This window comes from Mammaliicoccus sp. H-M34, assembly GCF_022386495.1.
GTDB lineage: Bacteria > Bacillota > Bacilli > Staphylococcales > Staphylococcaceae > Mammaliicoccus > Mammaliicoccus fleurettii.
This window is the reverse complement of the sequence record NZ_JAJNIK010000011.1, coordinates 55780-72478: the sequence shown is the minus strand read 5'-3', so window position 1 is coordinate 72478 and position 16699 is coordinate 55780. Positions and strand designations below refer to the sequence as shown.

Below are 16699 nucleotides of genomic sequence, written 5' to 3'. Positions count from 1 at the left end.
TTACGTTCCGCGAGAGTAGGACGTTGCCGGGCAAATATTTATAAATGGATGCGATGAGCCGCACTCGAGACCTGTTAGGTCTCTTTTTTTTGTTTAAAAATTCTAGGAGGGAGATAATAAAATGAAAAAGTATTTTGAAGTTATGTTTAAAGTAGATAAGAAGAAATTAGGAACCAAAAAAGCCATTTTGCAAGCTATTATTGTGTTTATTATTTTAGCAAGCAGTGTGCTTTTTGGGAGATTTGATCTTGGTCTAACAGCAGTATTAGGATCCTTTAGTAATATTTATGTATTTAATGGTTCTTATCCCTCTAGAATAAGAAAAGTTATTGTTGTTTCGATTATGTTAAGTGTTTGTTTAATGTTAGGTACATTAACTATTACTATTCCGTTTTTATATGCATTAGTTTTAGGTTTAATTGGTATGATTGCTCACTTTATTTTAAAAGCATTTCAAATACCAGGACCATCTTCAGTGTTCTTTGTTTTGACTTATAGTGTTGCTTCAATTATGCCTATTATGCCAGAAGATTTTCTTAATAGAGGTTTACTTGTATTATGTGGGGGACTTGTAAGTACTCTAGTTATTATAGTTGATGCTATTTTTAATCATAAGAAGCCTGAAATAGAAAGTGTATTAAATATTTATAAAAATTTAGCATATTTAACTAAAAATTTTAATGGTAAGACATTTGATGATGCTCGAAGTGACACATTGAGTTCTATACATTACGCAACTAATACATTAACAACAGCTAATGCGTTTTGGAATAAAAATAAAGATTATAATCGCTTGTTGCAGTTAAAAGGTAGAGCTGAAGCAATGTGGTCTAGTTGTTTAGAATTATCATCTAAAGGTTATGAGGTTTTGCCGGTTGAAATAAGCGAATCTTTAGAGTACATTTGTAACAGAATTGAAGGAAAGAATACTTTGGAATACAGCTCAATTGTTTACGATGGAGATGACGTTTACTTAAGTGAGTTGGCTGATTTGATAAATAATACAGTTAAGATGCTAAATGAATCTGATTTGCAGATAGATAAACAAATTAATTATAAAAAACCTATGTATTCAAGAATTATTCAAGAAAATTTATCTAAAGATTCTCTAGTACTTATGTCATCAATGCAATACGGTATTATATTATTTACTTCAGTAATCATAGCATTTGGTTTAGGCTTTGAAAGAGCTTATTGGATACCAATTTCTTGTTGTTCAGTGTTGTTAGGGTCATCTTCTTTATCAACTATACAAAGAGCACTTCAAAGAACTGTAGGTACAATTGTAGGAATGCTAGGTGCAGTTATAATCTTAGCGTTTGAACCAAATGCATGGACAATCGTTATATTAATGACAATATTAATGGCCACAGCTGAATTGTTAATCGCATTTAATTATACGTTCGCTATAATGTTCATTACACCAAATGTACTATTAATGTCAGCAGCAATAACAAATCAATTTGATACGTATTTAGTTGTCCCAAGAATTACAGATGTTATTATCGGGTCAGCTATAGGTTTAATAGGTGTATTAATAGTAGGAAGAAATCATGCTTCTAAAAAACTACCTAAATCAATAAATAACACTTTAAGATTACAAGCAGATATATTACACACGCTATTTTCATCAAATAAATATCATGATAATATTGTAGGTTCTTCGATTATTACAGAAATGCATACAGAAATCATGAATACTAAAGCGATGTATCAAGCTGCTTTAAATGAAATGGATAACGACATAAAAAAAATAGAATATGTATACCCAATCATATTTACTGTAGAACAATTAGCATTTACATTAGAAAGAGCATTTGAGCACGGTAATATTAGTACTTTATCAGATAGAGATATAGGACTTTACTTAACTACTTATGAAAACATATGTAAAAAAGTATTATTTGATACAAGTTATAAACCTATTGAATTGCCATATTTAAAGGAATTCACTAGTATTCGAGCTGAACTAATGAAATTACAAAGTTTAAGTAGCTATAAAGCATAAGAGGATGAGACAATTAATTTGTCTCATCCTCTTAATTTACGTTAAACAAGTGATTAATGCATTGATATGATCTTTTGCATCCTCGATATTTATGCCTCCGAAACCTAATACAAAGTTCGGTGTGCTATCTGTTTTTTTGAAATGATAGTGAGAGAGGGGTTTGATATCTATATCAAAGTCTTTTGTTTTATTGATACATTCTTCTAATGTTAACCCATTTATGACAGTTAAAATAAAATGCATGCCAGTCATCTCTCCTGAGATTACAAAAGTTTCTGGATGTTGTCTCAGTTCTTCCAAAATAATGTCTCTTTTATTTCTATATATCTTCCTCATGCGATTAAGATGTCTCTCAAAGTGTCCTTCGTTCATAAACTTACTTAATATATATTGAGTATGTCTTGGTACAGTACCGCCTTCTATATTCGTTTTCTTTTGATATACGGATATCAAACTTTTAGGAAGAACGGCATATGCTATACGTAAAGAAGGTGTGATTGATTTAGAGAAAGTACTAACATAAATTACACTGTCTGAGTTATCTAAACTTTGAAGTGCTGGTATGGGTCTTCCACTATATCTGAATTCTGAGTCATAGTCATCTTCAATTATGTATCGATTGGATTTCTCTGACGCCCATTTTATGAGTTGTGTTCGTCTTTTTAAATCCATTATCACACCGGTTGGAAATTGGTGACTTGGTGTAATGTAGACAACATCATAATCGATCTTCTTAATTTGTTCTATATCTATTCCATTCTCAGTAACGGGGATAAATTCAAATGGAACGTGTTTTCTTTTAAGCAAATTTCTTACTTGTTTATAGAGAGGATCTTCTATCATATATTTAGAGTCTGAAATAATATCAGTGATGATAGATAATAATTGCTCGGTAGATGACCCTACAATAATTTGTTGTGGTGAACAATTTACACCTCGACTATGGAATATATAATGCCCAATTTCTTTTCTTAAATTAATATCTCCTTGTTTATGACCACTGTCTAAAAGATGAATTTGTTGTTCATCGAATGCTTCTTTCGCATATTTTCTAAAAAGATCATTTGGAAAATGCACTTTATCTATTGCACCTAGTTTAAAACTATATTGATAGCTTATTTCATCTTGCACGTTTTCGTCAGGGACTTTAGATTTATAAGTTACAGGCAAGTTTACAATATCATTTATATAATAGCCTGATCGATTTTTACTGTAAATATAACCTTCATCGCTTAGAAGTTGATATGCATGTTCAATGGTTGTTTGACTAACAGACAAATAGTTACTTAGTTGTCTTTTTGAAGGTAGTTTTTCATCACGTCTCATCACATCATTTATGATATTTTGTTTAATATTTTCATAAAGTTGTTGGTAAATTGGAAGAGAAATATTTCTATTAATATTAAACATAAGCATTTCCATTTTGTTAACCTCAAATCTGACCACTTATTTTTTGATAAATCTGACTCTTTTACCAGTTCAGAATTTAGTATAACCTACTAATAAGCGATTTAAAAGGAGGAATTTTTAAGATGTCAAAGATTACTGGTTCAGATAAAGTTAAAAGAGGTATGGCAGAAATGCAAAAAGGTGGCGTGATCATGGATGTGGTGAACGCTGAACAAGCTAAGTTAGCTGAAGAAGCTGGTGCTGTTGCTGTAATGGCATTAGAACGAGTTCCATCTGATATTAGAGCTGCTGGTGGCGTAGCAAGAATGGCTGATCCACGTATAGTAGAAGAAGTAATGAATGCAGTTTCAATTCCCGTTATGGCAAAAGGTAGAATCGGTCATATAACAGAAGCACGCGTTTTAGAATCAATGGGCGTGGATTACATAGATGAGTCAGAAGTGTTAACACCTGCTGACGAAGAGTATCACTTAAAGAAAGATGATTTTACAGTACCATTTGTATGTGGTTGCCGTAACTTAGGTGAAGCTGCTCGTAGAATTGGTGAAGGTGCAGCAATGTTACGTACGAAAGGTGAACCGGGTACAGGTAATATTGTAGAAGCTGTTCGTCATATGAGACAAGTTAAATCTGAAGTGCGCAAATTAGTGGTCATGAGTGATGATGAGATTATGACTGAAGCGAAAAATATTGGTGCACCATATGAAATCTTAAAAGAAATTAAAGACTTAGGTCGTCTACCAGTTGTAAACTTTGCTGCAGGAGGCGTTGCAACACCAGCTGATGCGGCATTAATGATGGAGCTTGGAGCTGATGGTGTATTCGTAGGTTCAGGTATTTTTAAATCAGAAGCACCTGAAAAATTTGCAAAAGCTATCGTTCAAGCAACTACACATTATCAAGATTATAAATTGATTGCTGAACTATCAAAAGAATTAGGGCCAGCTATGAAAGGTTTAGATATCAATCAATTATCATTAGAAGAACGTATGCAAGAGCGTGGTTGGTAATATGAGAATAGGTGTTTTAGGCTTACAAGGTGCAGTAAGAGAGCATATTAAGCATATAGAACAAGCTGGACATGAAGGTATTATAATTAAGACTGTAAACCAATTAAATGAAATAGATGGTCTTGTATTACCAGGTGGAGAATCAACGACTATGCGAAGATTAATGGATTTATATCATTTTACTGAAACACTTAGGAATAGTGACTTACCAATGTATGGTACATGTGCAGGTCTTATACTGTTAGCGAAGGAAGTAGTGGGTCAGGAAAGTCATTTGAATAAATTAAATGTAGTTGTTGAAAGAAATTCCTTTGGTAGACAGGTGGATAGCTTTGAACAGAAATTAGATGTAGAAGGTATAGAAGAAGCGGTTAATGCTGTATTTATACGTGCTCCACACATACAATCAGCTCGTGAAGGAGTAGAAGTATTATCTACAGTTGAAGATAGAATTGTAGCCGTCAGACAAAATCAATACTTAGGTATATCTTTCCACCCAGAACTTACAGATGATTATAAGATTATGAAATATTTCATAGAAGAAATTGTTGAAGAGTATCAAGTAAAACAACCACATTAAAATGAAAATCATTTTGGTAACTCTTAGAGCTACCATCAGTGCGCCAACAAACTCTTAGACTTTGTTGGCATTTTTTTGCGCATGCTTTCCGCGGGCATGTTCTCAGCCTGTAGTCTTCGAATCATGCTTGTCCCGCAGGAGTCAGCGCTAAAAAATACCAAATATTAATTAAATATTTATAATATAGTTGAGATTTGTTCTGTAGTTGCATATAAATCCACCTTTTTTCTATATAAATATGGATTATTATAACGATTTTGTAAAGTGCGGACGCCTGAGGGAATAGTATGCGTGAGAGACTACAGGCTCGAGCCATACCCCTAGGCAAGCATGCACGTACAAAATCGTAAGATTGTATAAAAATAAATATTGGTAACGATTTTTTAGAGTGCTAACGCCTGAGAGACTATAGACTCGAACTATACCCCTAGGCAAGCATGCACTTTACAAAATCGTAAGATAAAAAATAAGCATATCACTGTAAACTTTAAAAAATCAGTTCAGTGATATGCTTATTTATTTTGTGTTGGGATTTATGTCCCAACCCCCTTACTTTATTATAAGAAGAATCCAGCGATTGTTGCTGATAAGAATGATACAAGCGTAGCACCGTATAATAATTTTATACCAAAGCGTGCAACGTTATCCCCTTGTTTATCATTTAATGATTTTACAGCACCAGCGATGATACCAATTGATCCAAAGTTTGCAAATGAAACTAAGAATACAGAAATGATACCATTTGCTCTTTCAGAAATATCTGCCTCAGGTAAAATACCCATTGCTACGAATTCGTTTGAAAGAACTTTTGTTGCCATGATACTACCAGATTGTACTGCATCTGCCCATGGAATACCTGCTAAGAAAGCAAATGGTGCAAATACAAATCCAATTAAAGTTTGGAAGTCCCAAGAAACTGAACCACCAGAAACAAATGAGAAGATATTAGATGTAACACCATTTAAAAGACCAATTAATGCTACATAACCGATTAACATAGCTGCAACGATAACAGCTACTTTGAAACCGTCTAAAATATATTCTCCTAACATTTCGAAGAATGACTGTTTTTCTTCTGATTCTTGAATCATAATGTCATCTTCTTTAGGATCTACTGTATATGGATTAATGATTGATGCCATAATAAATCCACCAAATAAGTTTAATACAATTGCTGTTACAACATATCTTGGTTCAACCATTGTAAAGTACGCTCCGATAATGGATGCAGAAACAGTTGACATAGCCGAAGCAGTTAATGTGTACATACGATGTTTAGGAATTAAAGGAAGTTGTTTCTTAATTGAAATAAATACTTCTGATTGACCTAAAATCGCAGATGCAACTGCATTATATGATTCTAATTTTCCCATACCATTTATTTTAGAAATAACTAATCCTAAATATTTAATGATAAGCGGTAATACTTTAATATATTGTAAGATACCGATAAGTGCTGAAACAAATACGATTGGCATCAATACATTAAGGAAATAAACTGAAACAGGTTTGTCGGACTTTGGATCAATATTTGCCATACCGTCAAACACAAAATTTATCCCTTCCATAGCTTTTGCTATGATATAACTAAATCCATTCGAAATGCCACCTATGATAGTTAATCCACCTGTTGTTTTTAATAATAAGAAAGCAAATATAAACTGGATTACAATCATTAATCCTATATACTGCCATCTGACACGCATTTTATCTGAACTTACTATCCATGCTAGAAATAGGAATAATAAGATACCGATAATCCCGATAATATAATGCATAATTGACACACCTTTCCCCTAAAATTCTCTCTTTGATAACCTACTTTACATGATAACTCATTTCTTTTGAAAGCGGTATATTTTTTTGAATATTTTTAGAGAAACAAATTAATTGAAATAATAAAGTACAAAACATATAATATAGTCAAAGAAGGTCAAAAGAGGTGATGATTAATGCACAATATGTCGGATATCATTGAGCAATACTTAAAGCAATTGCTGGAAGAGGCTCAAGGTGATGTCGTTGAAATAAAACGTGCGCATATTGCTGAAAAGTTTGATTGTGTACCTTCCCAGTTAAACTATGTTATAAAAACAAGATTCACTAATGAGCACGGTTACGCTATTGAAAGTAAAAGAGGCGGTGGAGGTTATATTCGAATTTCAAAAGTCGAGACGAATAATCAATCAGCATTTATTAGACATTTAATAGATTTGACAGGTGATCAAATATCACAAGCAAATGCATTTAGAATCGTTGACGGATTATTTCAAAATGACTTAATTACGGATAGAGAGAAAAAAATGATTGTTCAAACGCTTCATAGAGATACATTACAAATAGAAATACCATATAGAGACATCATTCGAGCAAATATATTGAAACGTATACTTGCCGTTATACATTATAGTTAAAAAGGAGTGACAGTATGCTTTGTGAAATTTGTGGTAAAGAAGAAGCAACAATTCAATTAACATCGGCTGGTAAGAAACATAAAACTGAACAGTGGATTTGTAAAAACTGTGCTTCAGAACATTTTTATTTCCAAGATGATCAAATGAATGACCAAAATTTAGATCAGGAATTTGTAGTGAATCAATTTTTACAATATCTTGTAGGGAAGCACGGTATTAACTTTAAACAAGTTCAACCACAAGAAGAAAAGCACTGTCCTACTTGTGGTATGACGTTAACTGATATTGCTAAAGTAGGTAAGTTCGGTTGTCATGACTGTTATGAAACATTTAAAGATGATGTACCTCAAATTATTAGAAGAGTTCAAGCAGGAAGTGGTGAACATACAGGTAAAATACCTGTTTCATCAAGAAGTAAAATTCAACTTAAACAACAAATAGCTGAAAAAGAAAAAATCTTACAAGGCCTAATTGAAGAACAAGCTTTTGAAGATGCTGCTATTGTGAGAGATGAAATTAAAGCTTTGAAAGCAGAAGGTGAGGTCAAGTAGATGGAAGAACATGTTAATGAACATATTAGCGATTGGATGAAAGGTACAGACGATACGCCAATTGTAATGAGTTCCAGAATAAGACTTGCTCGAAACCTTCAAGACGAATTTCATCCGCTCAAATATGAAGATGACGAAACAGGAAATCATGTAATTGATAAAGTTAGTAAGGCATTATCAAATTTAAAACTTACAAAGTTATCTGATTTAAGTGAACTTGAGCAAAGTAAGTTAGTATTTAAGCATTTAATTAGCCCAGCACTTATGAAACAGAAATTTGGTGCAGTATTATTAAATGAAGATGAATCAACAAGTGTCATGATTAATGAAGAAGACCATGTAAGGATACAAGTAATGGGCAACAATCTTGTGTTAAATGAGCTTTATGACACAGCATCTAAATTAGATGATGAGTTAGACAAACATTTAACTATTTCATATGATGAGCAACATGGATTTTTAACAACTTGTCCAACTAACATTGGGACAGGCTTAAGAGCAAGTGTAATGTTGCATTTACCAGGACTCAGCATTATGAAACGTATGAAAAGAATTGGCCAAGCAATAAATCGATTTGGTTATACAATTAGGGGTATATATGGAGAAGGAACTGGTGCCTTAGGTCATGTATATCAAATATCAAATCAATTAACACTCGGTAAGACTGAGGAAGAAATCATTGAAGATTTAACACAAATTGTTGAACAGATTATTAGCGAGGAAGAACAAATTCGACAAAGACTTGACAGATTTAACTATATGGAAACGAAAGATAGAGTACATCGTGCCAAAGGTATCTTAAAGTCAGCTCGGTTAATATCTGTTGAAGAAGCATCACTTAGGTTAAGTGAAATGAAACTTGGTATCGATTTAGGTCATATCGAGAGCAATAACTTTAATTTTGATAATTTAATGGTTACAATACAAACACCATTCTTTGAAGGTGAAGACTCGAAACAATCAATAGATGAAAAGCGAGCAACCTTTTTAAGAAAACACATATAAAAAAATAGGAGGTTAGTTTATGCTATTTGGTAGATTAACAGAACGTGCACAACGCGTATTAGCACATGCACAAGAAGAAGCAATGAGATTGAATCATTCAAATATAGGAACAGAACATTTATTATTAGGCTTAATGAAAGAACCAGAAGGCATTGCAGCTAAAGTATTAGATGCATTTGGAATTACTGAAGAAAAAGTAACTAAAGAAGTTGAAAATTTAATTGGTCAAGGACAAGAGCAAGTAGGTGCTATTCATTATACACCTAGAGCTAAAAAAGTAATCGAATTGTCTATGGATGAAGCAAGAAAGCTTAATCATACATTTGTAGGAACAGAACATCTTTTATTAGGACTTATTCGTGAAAATGAAGGTGTTGCAGCTCGTGTATTTGCTAACTTAGACTTGAATATCACAAAAGCAAGAGCACAAGTTGTAAAATCTTTAGGTAGTCCAGAGCAAGGGTCTAAAAATGCACAAACGACTAAAAACCAAGCAACACCTACTTTAGATAGTTTAGCAAGAGATTTAACAGTTATTGCTGAAGATGGCACTTTAGACCCAGTTATTGGACGTTCAGACGAAATAACAAGAGTTATAGAAGTGTTAAGTAGAAGAACGAAGAACAATCCAGTCCTAATCGGGGAACCTGGTGTAGGTAAAACAGCAATTGTTGAAGGTTTAGCACAAGCTATCGTACAAAATGAAGTGCCTGAAACATTAAAAGGTAAAAGAGTAATGTCACTTGATATGGGTACAGTAGTTGCAGGTACAAAATATCGTGGTGAATTTGAAGAAAGATTGAAAAAAGTAATGGAAGAAATTCATCAAGCTGGTAACATCGTGTTATTCATTGATGAGTTACACACACTTATTGGTGCTGGTGGTGCAGAAGGCGCTATTGATGCATCGAATATCTTGAAACCTGCATTAGCACGTGGTGAACTTCAATGTATAGGTGCTACAACTTTAGATGAGTATCGTAAATATATTGAAAAAGATGCAGCGTTAGAAAGACGTTTCCAACCAGTTAAAGTTGATGAGCCAAATACTGAGGATTCAATTTCAATCTTAAAAGGTCTAAGAGATCGCTATGAAGCTCATCACCGTATCAATATTTCAGATGAAGCAATTGAAGCGGCTGTTAATATGAGTGATAGATATATTTCTGATAGATTTTTACCAGACAAAGCAATCGATTTAATTGATGAAGCAAGTTCTAAAGTGAGACTTAGAAATTATACGACACCACCAAGTCTTAAAGAACTTGAGTCAGAATTAGAAACAGTTAAGAAAGAAAAAGATGCAGCTGTACATTCTCAAGAGTTTGAAAATGCTGCTAACTTAAGAGATAAACAAACTAAACTTGAAAAACAGTTAGAAGATACGAAAAACGAATGGAAAAAAGCACAAGGTGAGAAAAACACTTGTGTAACTGCTGAAGACATTGCTGTAGTAGTAGCAAACTGGACAGGAGTTCCAATTACGAAATTGAATGAAACTGAATCAGAACGATTATTAAACTTGGAGTCTATACTTCATGGACGTGTAATTGGTCAAAATGATGCAGTCGAATCTATTTCTAAAGCAGTAAGACGTGCAAGAGCAGGATTGAAAGATCCTAAGAGACCTATTGGTAGCTTTATATTCCTAGGTCCAACAGGTGTAGGTAAAACTGAACTTGCCCGCACATTAGCAGATGCAATGTTTGGCGAAGAAGATGCAATGATAAGAGTTGATATGAGTGAGTTTATGGAGAAACACTCTGTCAGTCGATTAGTAGGTTCTCCTCCAGGTTATGTTGGACATGATGATGGTGGCCAATTAACTGAAAATGTAAGACGTAAACCTTACTCAGTGATATTATTTGATGAAATTGAAAAAGCTCATCCAGATGTATTTAATATCTTATTACAAGTGTTGGATGACGGTCACTTAACTGACTCTAAAGGTCGTAAAGTAGACTTTAGAAATACTGTTATTATCATGACTTCAAACGTTGGTGCTCAAGAACTACAAAATGCTAAATTTGTAGGCTTTGGTGCAAAAGAAAGTGGTCCTGATTATGAAACAATTAGAAAAACAATGATGGATGAATTGAAACAACAATTCAGACCAGAATTCTTAAACCGTGTGGATGATATCATTGTATTCCACAAACTAGAAAAATCACATCTTAAAGAAATTGTTGCTAAGATGGCAGGTAACTTAACTAAACGCTTATCTGAACAAGGTATTCACATTACACTTTCAGATTCAGCACAAGATAAAATTGCTGATGAAGGATTTGACCCTGAATATGGTGCGAGACCATTAACTCGTGCTATTCAGAAAAATGTCGAAGATAACTTGAGTGAGTTGATTTTATCTGGTCAAGACTTAGTTGGTAAAGATGTTCTTGTGGATTATAGAGATGACGAATTCAAATTTGATTTATCAGACCATAAAGAAAATGAAGCAAGAGAAGAAACTTCAAAAGCATAAAAATTAAAATATAATTTTAATATTATAATGAGTCCGCAGACTATTAATATCAATAGTTTGCGGACTTTTAAATTTGTTTGAAAGTATATAAATTTGTTTTTACAGTCAGTCAAGTTTAAAATATAACTATTCAATTAATACGGAGGTAACATGGATGGCAAAAAAGAAAGTAGTATTTGAATGTTTAGCCTGCGGATATCAATCTCCTAAATGGATGGGGAAATGTCCAAATTGTGGGACATGGAATCAAATGGAAGAATCTATAGAACATAAAGAAACTAAAGGACCTAAAAATACATTTAAGTCAGATGTTCCGGCTCAGAAAATAGAAAAATTAAAAGATGTTAAAGAAGAAAACACACCTAGAATAAAGACTAAAATTAATGAATTTAATCGTGTATTAGGTGGAGGAGTCGTAGAAGGTTCGCTTGTATTAATAGGGGGTGACCCTGGGATTGGGAAATCTACATTACTATTACAAATTAGTGCTGCATTATCCCAACAAAAAAATGTACTATATGTATCAGGTGAAGAATCTGTAAGACAGACTAAATTAAGAGCAGAACGTTTAGTAGAAGATTCAGGTGAATTAAATGTTTATGCTGAAACGAATTTAGAGATTATACATAGTATGGTTCAAAAATTAAAACCAGACTTATTAATTATTGATTCTATTCAAACAGTTTATCATCCTGAAGTAACTTCAGCGCCAGGTTCGGTATCTCAAGTTAGAGAATGTACACAGAATTTAATGCATATTGCTAAACAGATGAATATCGCAACATTTATAGTTGGACATGTAACTAAAGATGGACAAATAGCTGGTCCAAGATTATTAGAACATATGGTAGATACAGTTTTATACTTTGAAGGTGATACGCATCATGCATATCGTATATTAAGAGCAGTTAAAAACCGTTTTGGCTCAACAAACGAAATGGGTATTTTTGAAATGAAACAAACTGGTCTGAATGAAGTAACAAACCCTTCAGAAATGTTTTTAGAAGAAAGAACGAAACACGTATCAGGTTCAACGATTGTTGCTACAATGGAAGGTACGCGACCTATATTAGTTGAGGTGCAAGCACTTGTCACGCCTACAACATTTCATAATCCTAGAAGAATGGCTACTGGCATAGATCATAATAGATTAAGTTTATTAATGGCAGTACTTGAAAAGAAAGAGAACTTTTTATTACAACAACAAGACGCATATATTAAAATTGCTGGAGGCGTAAAGCTAAGTGAGCCTGCAGTAGACTTAAGTATTATAATCGCGATAGCATCAAGTTTCCAAGACAAGCCAACAAAAGGAGACGATTGTTTCGTAGGTGAAGTCGGTTTGACTGGTGAAGTGAGAAGAGTCGCAAGAATTGATCAAAGGGTCCAAGAAGCGGCTAAATTAGGATTTAAACGCATTATAATACCGAAAAATAATATCAAAGGTTTAGAATTTCCTGAAGGCACTGAAGTAATTGGTGTATCAACTACAAGAGAAGCATTGAAAATTGCTTTTAATGCATAATTAACCATAAGGAGGTTACCGTATGAAAATTTTAAAGGGATTAATTATATTATGTTACTTAGTCATAGGTTCCTCACTTGGTATCATGGTAATTCCAGAACTGATTAATGCGTTTAGTATTCAACCTGAACAAGTATTAACTAATCCATACATTGATGGCTTAATTGGAGCAGTCGTTGTTTTCTTATTGTTTGGATTTTTAATAGACAAAATAGTATACATGGCCGATCAAGGAGAAAAGTATTTATTAAAAAGGAGTATTCTTGAAATATTTTTCGCTACTGTTGGTGTCATGATTGGTTTAATGATTGCGGTTATGGTTTCATTCATATTAGAAATGATTGGTGCACCAGTCTTGAAACATATTTTACCAATAATTATTGCTGCTTTTTTATGTTATTTAGGTTTTCAGATTGGGTTGCAAAAACGTGAAGAAATACTGCGATTATTTCCAGAAAGTATATCAAATTCATTAACGCGACAAACAACTTCAAGATATGCAAAAATTTTAGACACAAGCGCTATTATAGATGGTCGTATTTTAGATGTTGTAAAATGTCACTTCATAGATGGCGAAATACTTGTTCCACAAGGCGTTATTGAAGAATTGCAAGTAATTGCTGACGCTAAAGATAGTGTTAAGCGAGATAAAGGACAACGTGGGTTAGATATTCTAAATGCACTTAAAGAGACGGATTTCTCAATTTCAATTATTGAACCGACTTCAACACATAAAGATGTTGATGCTTTATTAATTACTTTGGCTAAACGTTATCAAGCTAGTATTATTACAACAGATTATAATTTAAATAAAGTCTGTGCAGTACAAGGTATAAAAGTGCTTAATGTTAACGATTTGTCTGAAGCAATTAAACCGGTCATACATCAAGGAGATATCTTCGATTTATTGATTACGAAGATTGGTAAAGAAGATGATCAAGGTGTTGGGTATTTAGATGATGGCACAATGGTTGTCATTGAAAAAGGTAGAGAATATATTGGCAAAACAATTGCTGTAGAAGTGATGAGTTTATTACAAACTTCCTCGGGTAGAATCATATTTGCGAAGAAGGTGTCATAATTTGGGATTTACAACGATTATACCAGCTGCTGGACAAGGTAAAAGAATGGGAGCTGAGATAAATAAATTATTCCTAGAAATCAATGGAGAAACAATTATTAGAAGAACGGTTTCAGTTTTTCAAGAAATAGAGGAATGTGAACAAATTTTTATCGCCGCACATCCAGAAGAAGTTCATCTAATGGAAGAACATTTGAAAGACTTTAATAAAGTTGCTGGTGTTATCCCTGGTGGTAAAGAAAGACAGCATAGCATCAATGAAGTATTGAATGTGTTAATCGATACAGAAGTTGTTATGGTTCATGATGGTGCACGACCATTTATTACACAAGAGAAAGTTAAGCAGCTTTATCAAGAAACTTTAAAAAATAATGCTGTTATTTTAGCTGTACAAGCTAAAGACACAATAAAGAAAGTGATCGATGGTGTTGTAGAAGAAACATATGATCGATCGACTTTGTGGCAAGTACAAACGCCACAGTCATTCAGTAGGCATGTCATTTTAAAAGCATATAATTTAGCTGAAGAACATGATTTTGTAGGTACTGATGATGCTTCATTGGTGGAGAGGGCAGGTTATAAAGTACATATTACAAATGGTGATTACGATAATATCAAAATTACAACTCACGAAGACTTGATAATTGCAGATTCAATATTAGAAAGACGAGGTATTTGTGATGTATAGAATAGGTTATGGTTACGATGTTCATGAATTTGACCAAACACGTCCGCTTATTATAGGTGGTATTGAATTAGAACATTCACATGGATTAAAAGGACATAGTGATGCTGATGTATTGTTACATGCAATTACGGATGCTATTCTTGGTGCTGCAAGTCTTGGTGATATAGGTAAACTGTTCCCTGATACCGATCCAACATTTAAAAATGCAGATTCAAAGTTGTTATTAGGAGAAGCTTATAAACAAGTTTTGAAAAAGGGATATAAACTTGGAAATGTAGATGCTACAATTATAGCTGAACAACCAAAATTTAGACCCCACATTGATAGAATGAGAGATGTCATTGCTTCAATATTTGAAGTGTCTATTGAAGATGTAAATGTGAAAGCGACTACTAATGAAAAATTAGGATTTATAGGAAGAGAAGAAGGCATACAAGCGCAAGCTGTGGTATTATTAACAAGTAAAGAATAAAACAGGAGTGAGACGATGAGTAACAAAGTAAGAGTAAGATACGCGCCAAGTCCGACTGGTTACTTACACATCGGTAACGCAAGAACCGCATTATTTAACTATTTATTTGCTAAACATTATGATGGGGACTTTGTTATACGTATTGAAGATACAGACATAGCCAGAAATTTAGAAGACGGAGAAGCGTCACAATTTTCTAACCTTGAATGGTTAGGTTTAGGTTGGGATGAATCTGTTGATAAAGATGGAGGATACGGTCCATATCGTCAATCAGAACGTGGGCACATATATAAACCACTGATAGAGCAACTATTAGCTGAAGATAAAGCTTATAAATGTTATATGACTTCAGAAGAATTAGAAGCTGAACGTGAAGAACAAATCGCTAGAGGAGAAATGCCTCGATATGGTGGGAAACACGCGCATTTAACTAAAGAAGAACAAGAAGCATTTGAAGCTGAAGGCAGACAACCAAGTATTCGTTTCAGAGTACCACAAAATACTGAATACAAATTTGATGATATCGTTAAAGGCGAAGTTGCTTTTGACTCAAATGGTATTGGTGACTGGGTAATCGTTAAAAAAGATGGTATACCAACTTACAACTTTGCTGTTGCAATTGATGATTATTATATGGAAATTTCTCACGTTATTCGTGGTGATGATCATATTTCAAATACACCTAAACAGCTGATGATATATGAAGCTTTAGGCTTTGCACCACCAAAATTTGCACACATGACGTTAATCGTTAATGAAGACCGCAAAAAATTAAGTAAACGTGATGGACAAATTCTACAGTTTATTGAACAATATAAAGATTTAGGTTATTTACCTGAAGCAATCTTTAACTTTATTGGATTATTAGGATGGTCTCCAGAAGGTGAAGAAGAAATCTTCTCTAAAGAAGAATTTATTAAAATATTCGACGAAAAACGTCTTTCTAAATCACCTGCATTCTTTGATAAGAAAAAATTAGAATGGATTAATAACCAATACATGAAAGAAAAAGATTCTGAAACAGTATTCCAAATGACAATTCCACATATGGTTAAAGCTGGTATGTTATCAGAAAGTCCTTCAGAAGCTGAATTAACTTGGGCAAGAGATTTAGTAGGTTTATATCAACAACAAATGAGCTATGCAGGTGAAATTGTTCCATTATCTGAACTATTCTTCAGAGAACATCTTGATTTCACAGAGGAAGCGCAAGAAGTCTTAGATGGTGAACAAGTACCAACTGTAATGGCTGAGCTTGCAAAACAACTTGAGACTTTAGAGCCATTTGAACCAGCTGAAATAAAAAAATCTATTAAAGCAGTACAAAAAGAAACAGGAATAAAAGGTAAGCAATTATTTATGCCGATTCGTGTTGCTGTTTCAGGTCAAACACATGGCCCAGAGTTACCTAATACAATTGCATTATTAGGTAGAGATAAAGTACTAGCAAGATTAAAACGTTTCGTTTGATTT

At 33.3% G+C, this 16699-nt stretch carries 14 protein-coding genes; 12 read left to right on the top strand and 2 right to left on the bottom strand.

The genetic code is table 11. The features are described 5' to 3' along the window. Positions 1-121: 121 nt before the first annotated feature. The gene (locus LQ608_RS11690) at positions 122-2008 is read left to right on the top strand and encodes an FUSC family protein (RefSeq protein ID WP_239752050.1); all 1887 of its coding nucleotides are present in this window, start codon (positions 122-124) and stop codon (positions 2006-2008) included. Positions 2009-2044: 36 nt separating this feature from the next. On the opposite strand, the gene pdxR is transcribed toward LQ608_RS11690, so the two are convergent. After that, positions 2045-3430: a MocR-like pyridoxine biosynthesis transcription factor PdxR gene (gene pdxR, locus LQ608_RS11685; protein ID WP_239752048.1), complete on the bottom strand. Its 1386-nt coding sequence runs from the start codon at positions 3428-3430 to the stop codon at positions 2045-2047. Between the two features lie 110 nt (positions 3431-3540). Between pdxR and pdxS the strand changes: the two genes are divergently transcribed. Together pdxS and pdxT are read left to right on the top strand one after the other, a co-directional pair. Next, positions 3541-4428, top strand: a complete 888-nt coding sequence (gene pdxS / locus LQ608_RS11680) for a pyridoxal 5'-phosphate synthase lyase subunit PdxS (RefSeq protein ID WP_078357754.1) — start codon at positions 3541-3543, stop codon at positions 4426-4428. A gap of 1 nt (position 4429) precedes the next feature. Next, entirely contained in the window at positions 4430-5008 is a 579-nt protein-coding gene (gene pdxT, locus LQ608_RS11675) for a pyridoxal 5'-phosphate synthase glutaminase subunit PdxT (RefSeq protein ID WP_239752046.1), read from the top strand. Positions 5009-5565: 557 nt separating this feature from the next. Here pdxT and LQ608_RS11670 read toward each other — a convergent pair. Beyond that, a complete protein-coding gene (locus tag LQ608_RS11670) occupies positions 5566-6786 on the bottom strand; it encodes a NupC/NupG family nucleoside CNT transporter (protein ID WP_078357756.1) in 1221 nt (406 codons plus the stop codon). 174 nt (positions 6787-6960) lie between these two features. Here LQ608_RS11670 and LQ608_RS11665 point away from each other — a divergent pair, with 174 nt between their 5' ends. The 9 genes from LQ608_RS11665 (at position 6961) to gltX (ending at position 16696) form a co-directional block, all read left to right on the top strand. Next, the gene (locus tag LQ608_RS11665) at positions 6961-7422 is read left to right on the top strand and encodes a CtsR family transcriptional regulator (RefSeq protein WP_078357757.1); all 462 of its coding nucleotides are present in this window, start codon (positions 6961-6963) and stop codon (positions 7420-7422) included. Between the two features lie 14 nt (positions 7423-7436). After that, the gene (locus LQ608_RS11660; RefSeq protein WP_078357758.1) at positions 7437-7973 is read left to right on the top strand and encodes an excinuclease ABC subunit B; all 537 of its coding nucleotides are present in this window, start codon (positions 7437-7439) and stop codon (positions 7971-7973) included. Beyond that, the gene (locus LQ608_RS11655; RefSeq protein WP_239752045.1) at positions 7974-8978 is read left to right on the top strand and encodes a protein arginine kinase; all 1005 of its coding nucleotides are present in this window, start codon (positions 7974-7976) and stop codon (positions 8976-8978) included. Between the two features lie 19 nt (positions 8979-8997). After that, a complete protein-coding gene (locus tag LQ608_RS11650; RefSeq protein WP_239752044.1) occupies positions 8998-11460 on the top strand; it encodes an ATP-dependent Clp protease ATP-binding subunit in 2463 nt (820 codons plus the stop codon). 154 nt (positions 11461-11614) lie between these two features. After that, positions 11615-12985, top strand: coding sequence for a DNA repair protein RadA (gene radA, locus LQ608_RS11645; protein ID WP_239752041.1), 1371 nt, complete (start codon positions 11615-11617; stop codon positions 12983-12985). 22 nt (positions 12986-13007) lie between these two features. Next, complete coding sequence (locus LQ608_RS11640) at positions 13008-14066, top strand: PIN/TRAM domain-containing protein (protein WP_239752040.1); 1059 nt, start codon at positions 13008-13010, stop codon at positions 14064-14066. Between the two features lies 1 nt (position 14067). Beyond that, on the top strand, positions 14068-14754 hold the full coding sequence (ispD, locus tag LQ608_RS11635) for a 2-C-methyl-D-erythritol 4-phosphate cytidylyltransferase (protein WP_239752038.1): 687 nt from the start codon (positions 14068-14070) through the stop codon (positions 14752-14754). Continuing rightward, on the top strand, positions 14747-15226 hold the full coding sequence (gene ispF / locus LQ608_RS11630) for a 2-C-methyl-D-erythritol 2,4-cyclodiphosphate synthase (protein WP_239752036.1): 480 nt from the start codon (positions 14747-14749) through the stop codon (positions 15224-15226). Before ispD ends, ispF begins: the two co-directional genes overlap by 8 nt. Before the next feature lie 15 nt (positions 15227-15241). After that, entirely contained in the window at positions 15242-16696 is a 1455-nt protein-coding gene (gene gltX / locus LQ608_RS11625; RefSeq protein WP_239752034.1) for a glutamate--tRNA ligase, read from the top strand. The last annotated feature ends 3 nt before the right edge of the window (positions 16697-16699 follow it).

Coding starts and splice junctions, on each gene's coding strand:
- ispF (WP_239752036.1), top strand. CDS start 14,747: ATGTATAGAATAGGTTATGGTTACGATGTTCATGAATTTGACCAAACA.
- LQ608_RS11690 (WP_239752050.1), top strand. CDS start 122: ATGAAAAAGTATTTTGAAGTTATGTTTAAAGTAGATAAGAAGAAATTA.
- gltX (WP_239752034.1), top strand. CDS start 15,242: ATGAGTAACAAAGTAAGAGTAAGATACGCGCCAAGTCCGACTGGTTAC.
- LQ608_RS11650 (WP_239752044.1), top strand. CDS start 8,998: ATGCTATTTGGTAGATTAACAGAACGTGCACAACGCGTATTAGCACAT.
- LQ608_RS11655 (WP_239752045.1), top strand. CDS start 7,974: ATGGAAGAACATGTTAATGAACATATTAGCGATTGGATGAAAGGTACA.
- LQ608_RS11670 (WP_078357756.1), bottom strand. CDS start 6,786: ATGCATTATATTATCGGGATTATCGGTATCTTATTATTCCTATTTCTA.
- pdxS (WP_078357754.1), top strand. CDS start 3,541: ATGTCAAAGATTACTGGTTCAGATAAAGTTAAAAGAGGTATGGCAGAA.
- pdxT (WP_239752046.1), top strand. CDS start 4,430: ATGAGAATAGGTGTTTTAGGCTTACAAGGTGCAGTAAGAGAGCATATT.
- LQ608_RS11640 (WP_239752040.1), top strand. CDS start 13,008: ATGAAAATTTTAAAGGGATTAATTATATTATGTTACTTAGTCATAGGT.
- radA (WP_239752041.1), top strand. CDS start 11,615: ATGGCAAAAAAGAAAGTAGTATTTGAATGTTTAGCCTGCGGATATCAA.
- pdxR (WP_239752048.1), bottom strand. CDS start 3,430: ATGGAAATGCTTATGTTTAATATTAATAGAAATATTTCTCTTCCAATT.
- LQ608_RS11660 (WP_078357758.1), top strand. CDS start 7,437: ATGCTTTGTGAAATTTGTGGTAAAGAAGAAGCAACAATTCAATTAACA.
- LQ608_RS11665 (WP_078357757.1), top strand. CDS start 6,961: ATGCACAATATGTCGGATATCATTGAGCAATACTTAAAGCAATTGCTG.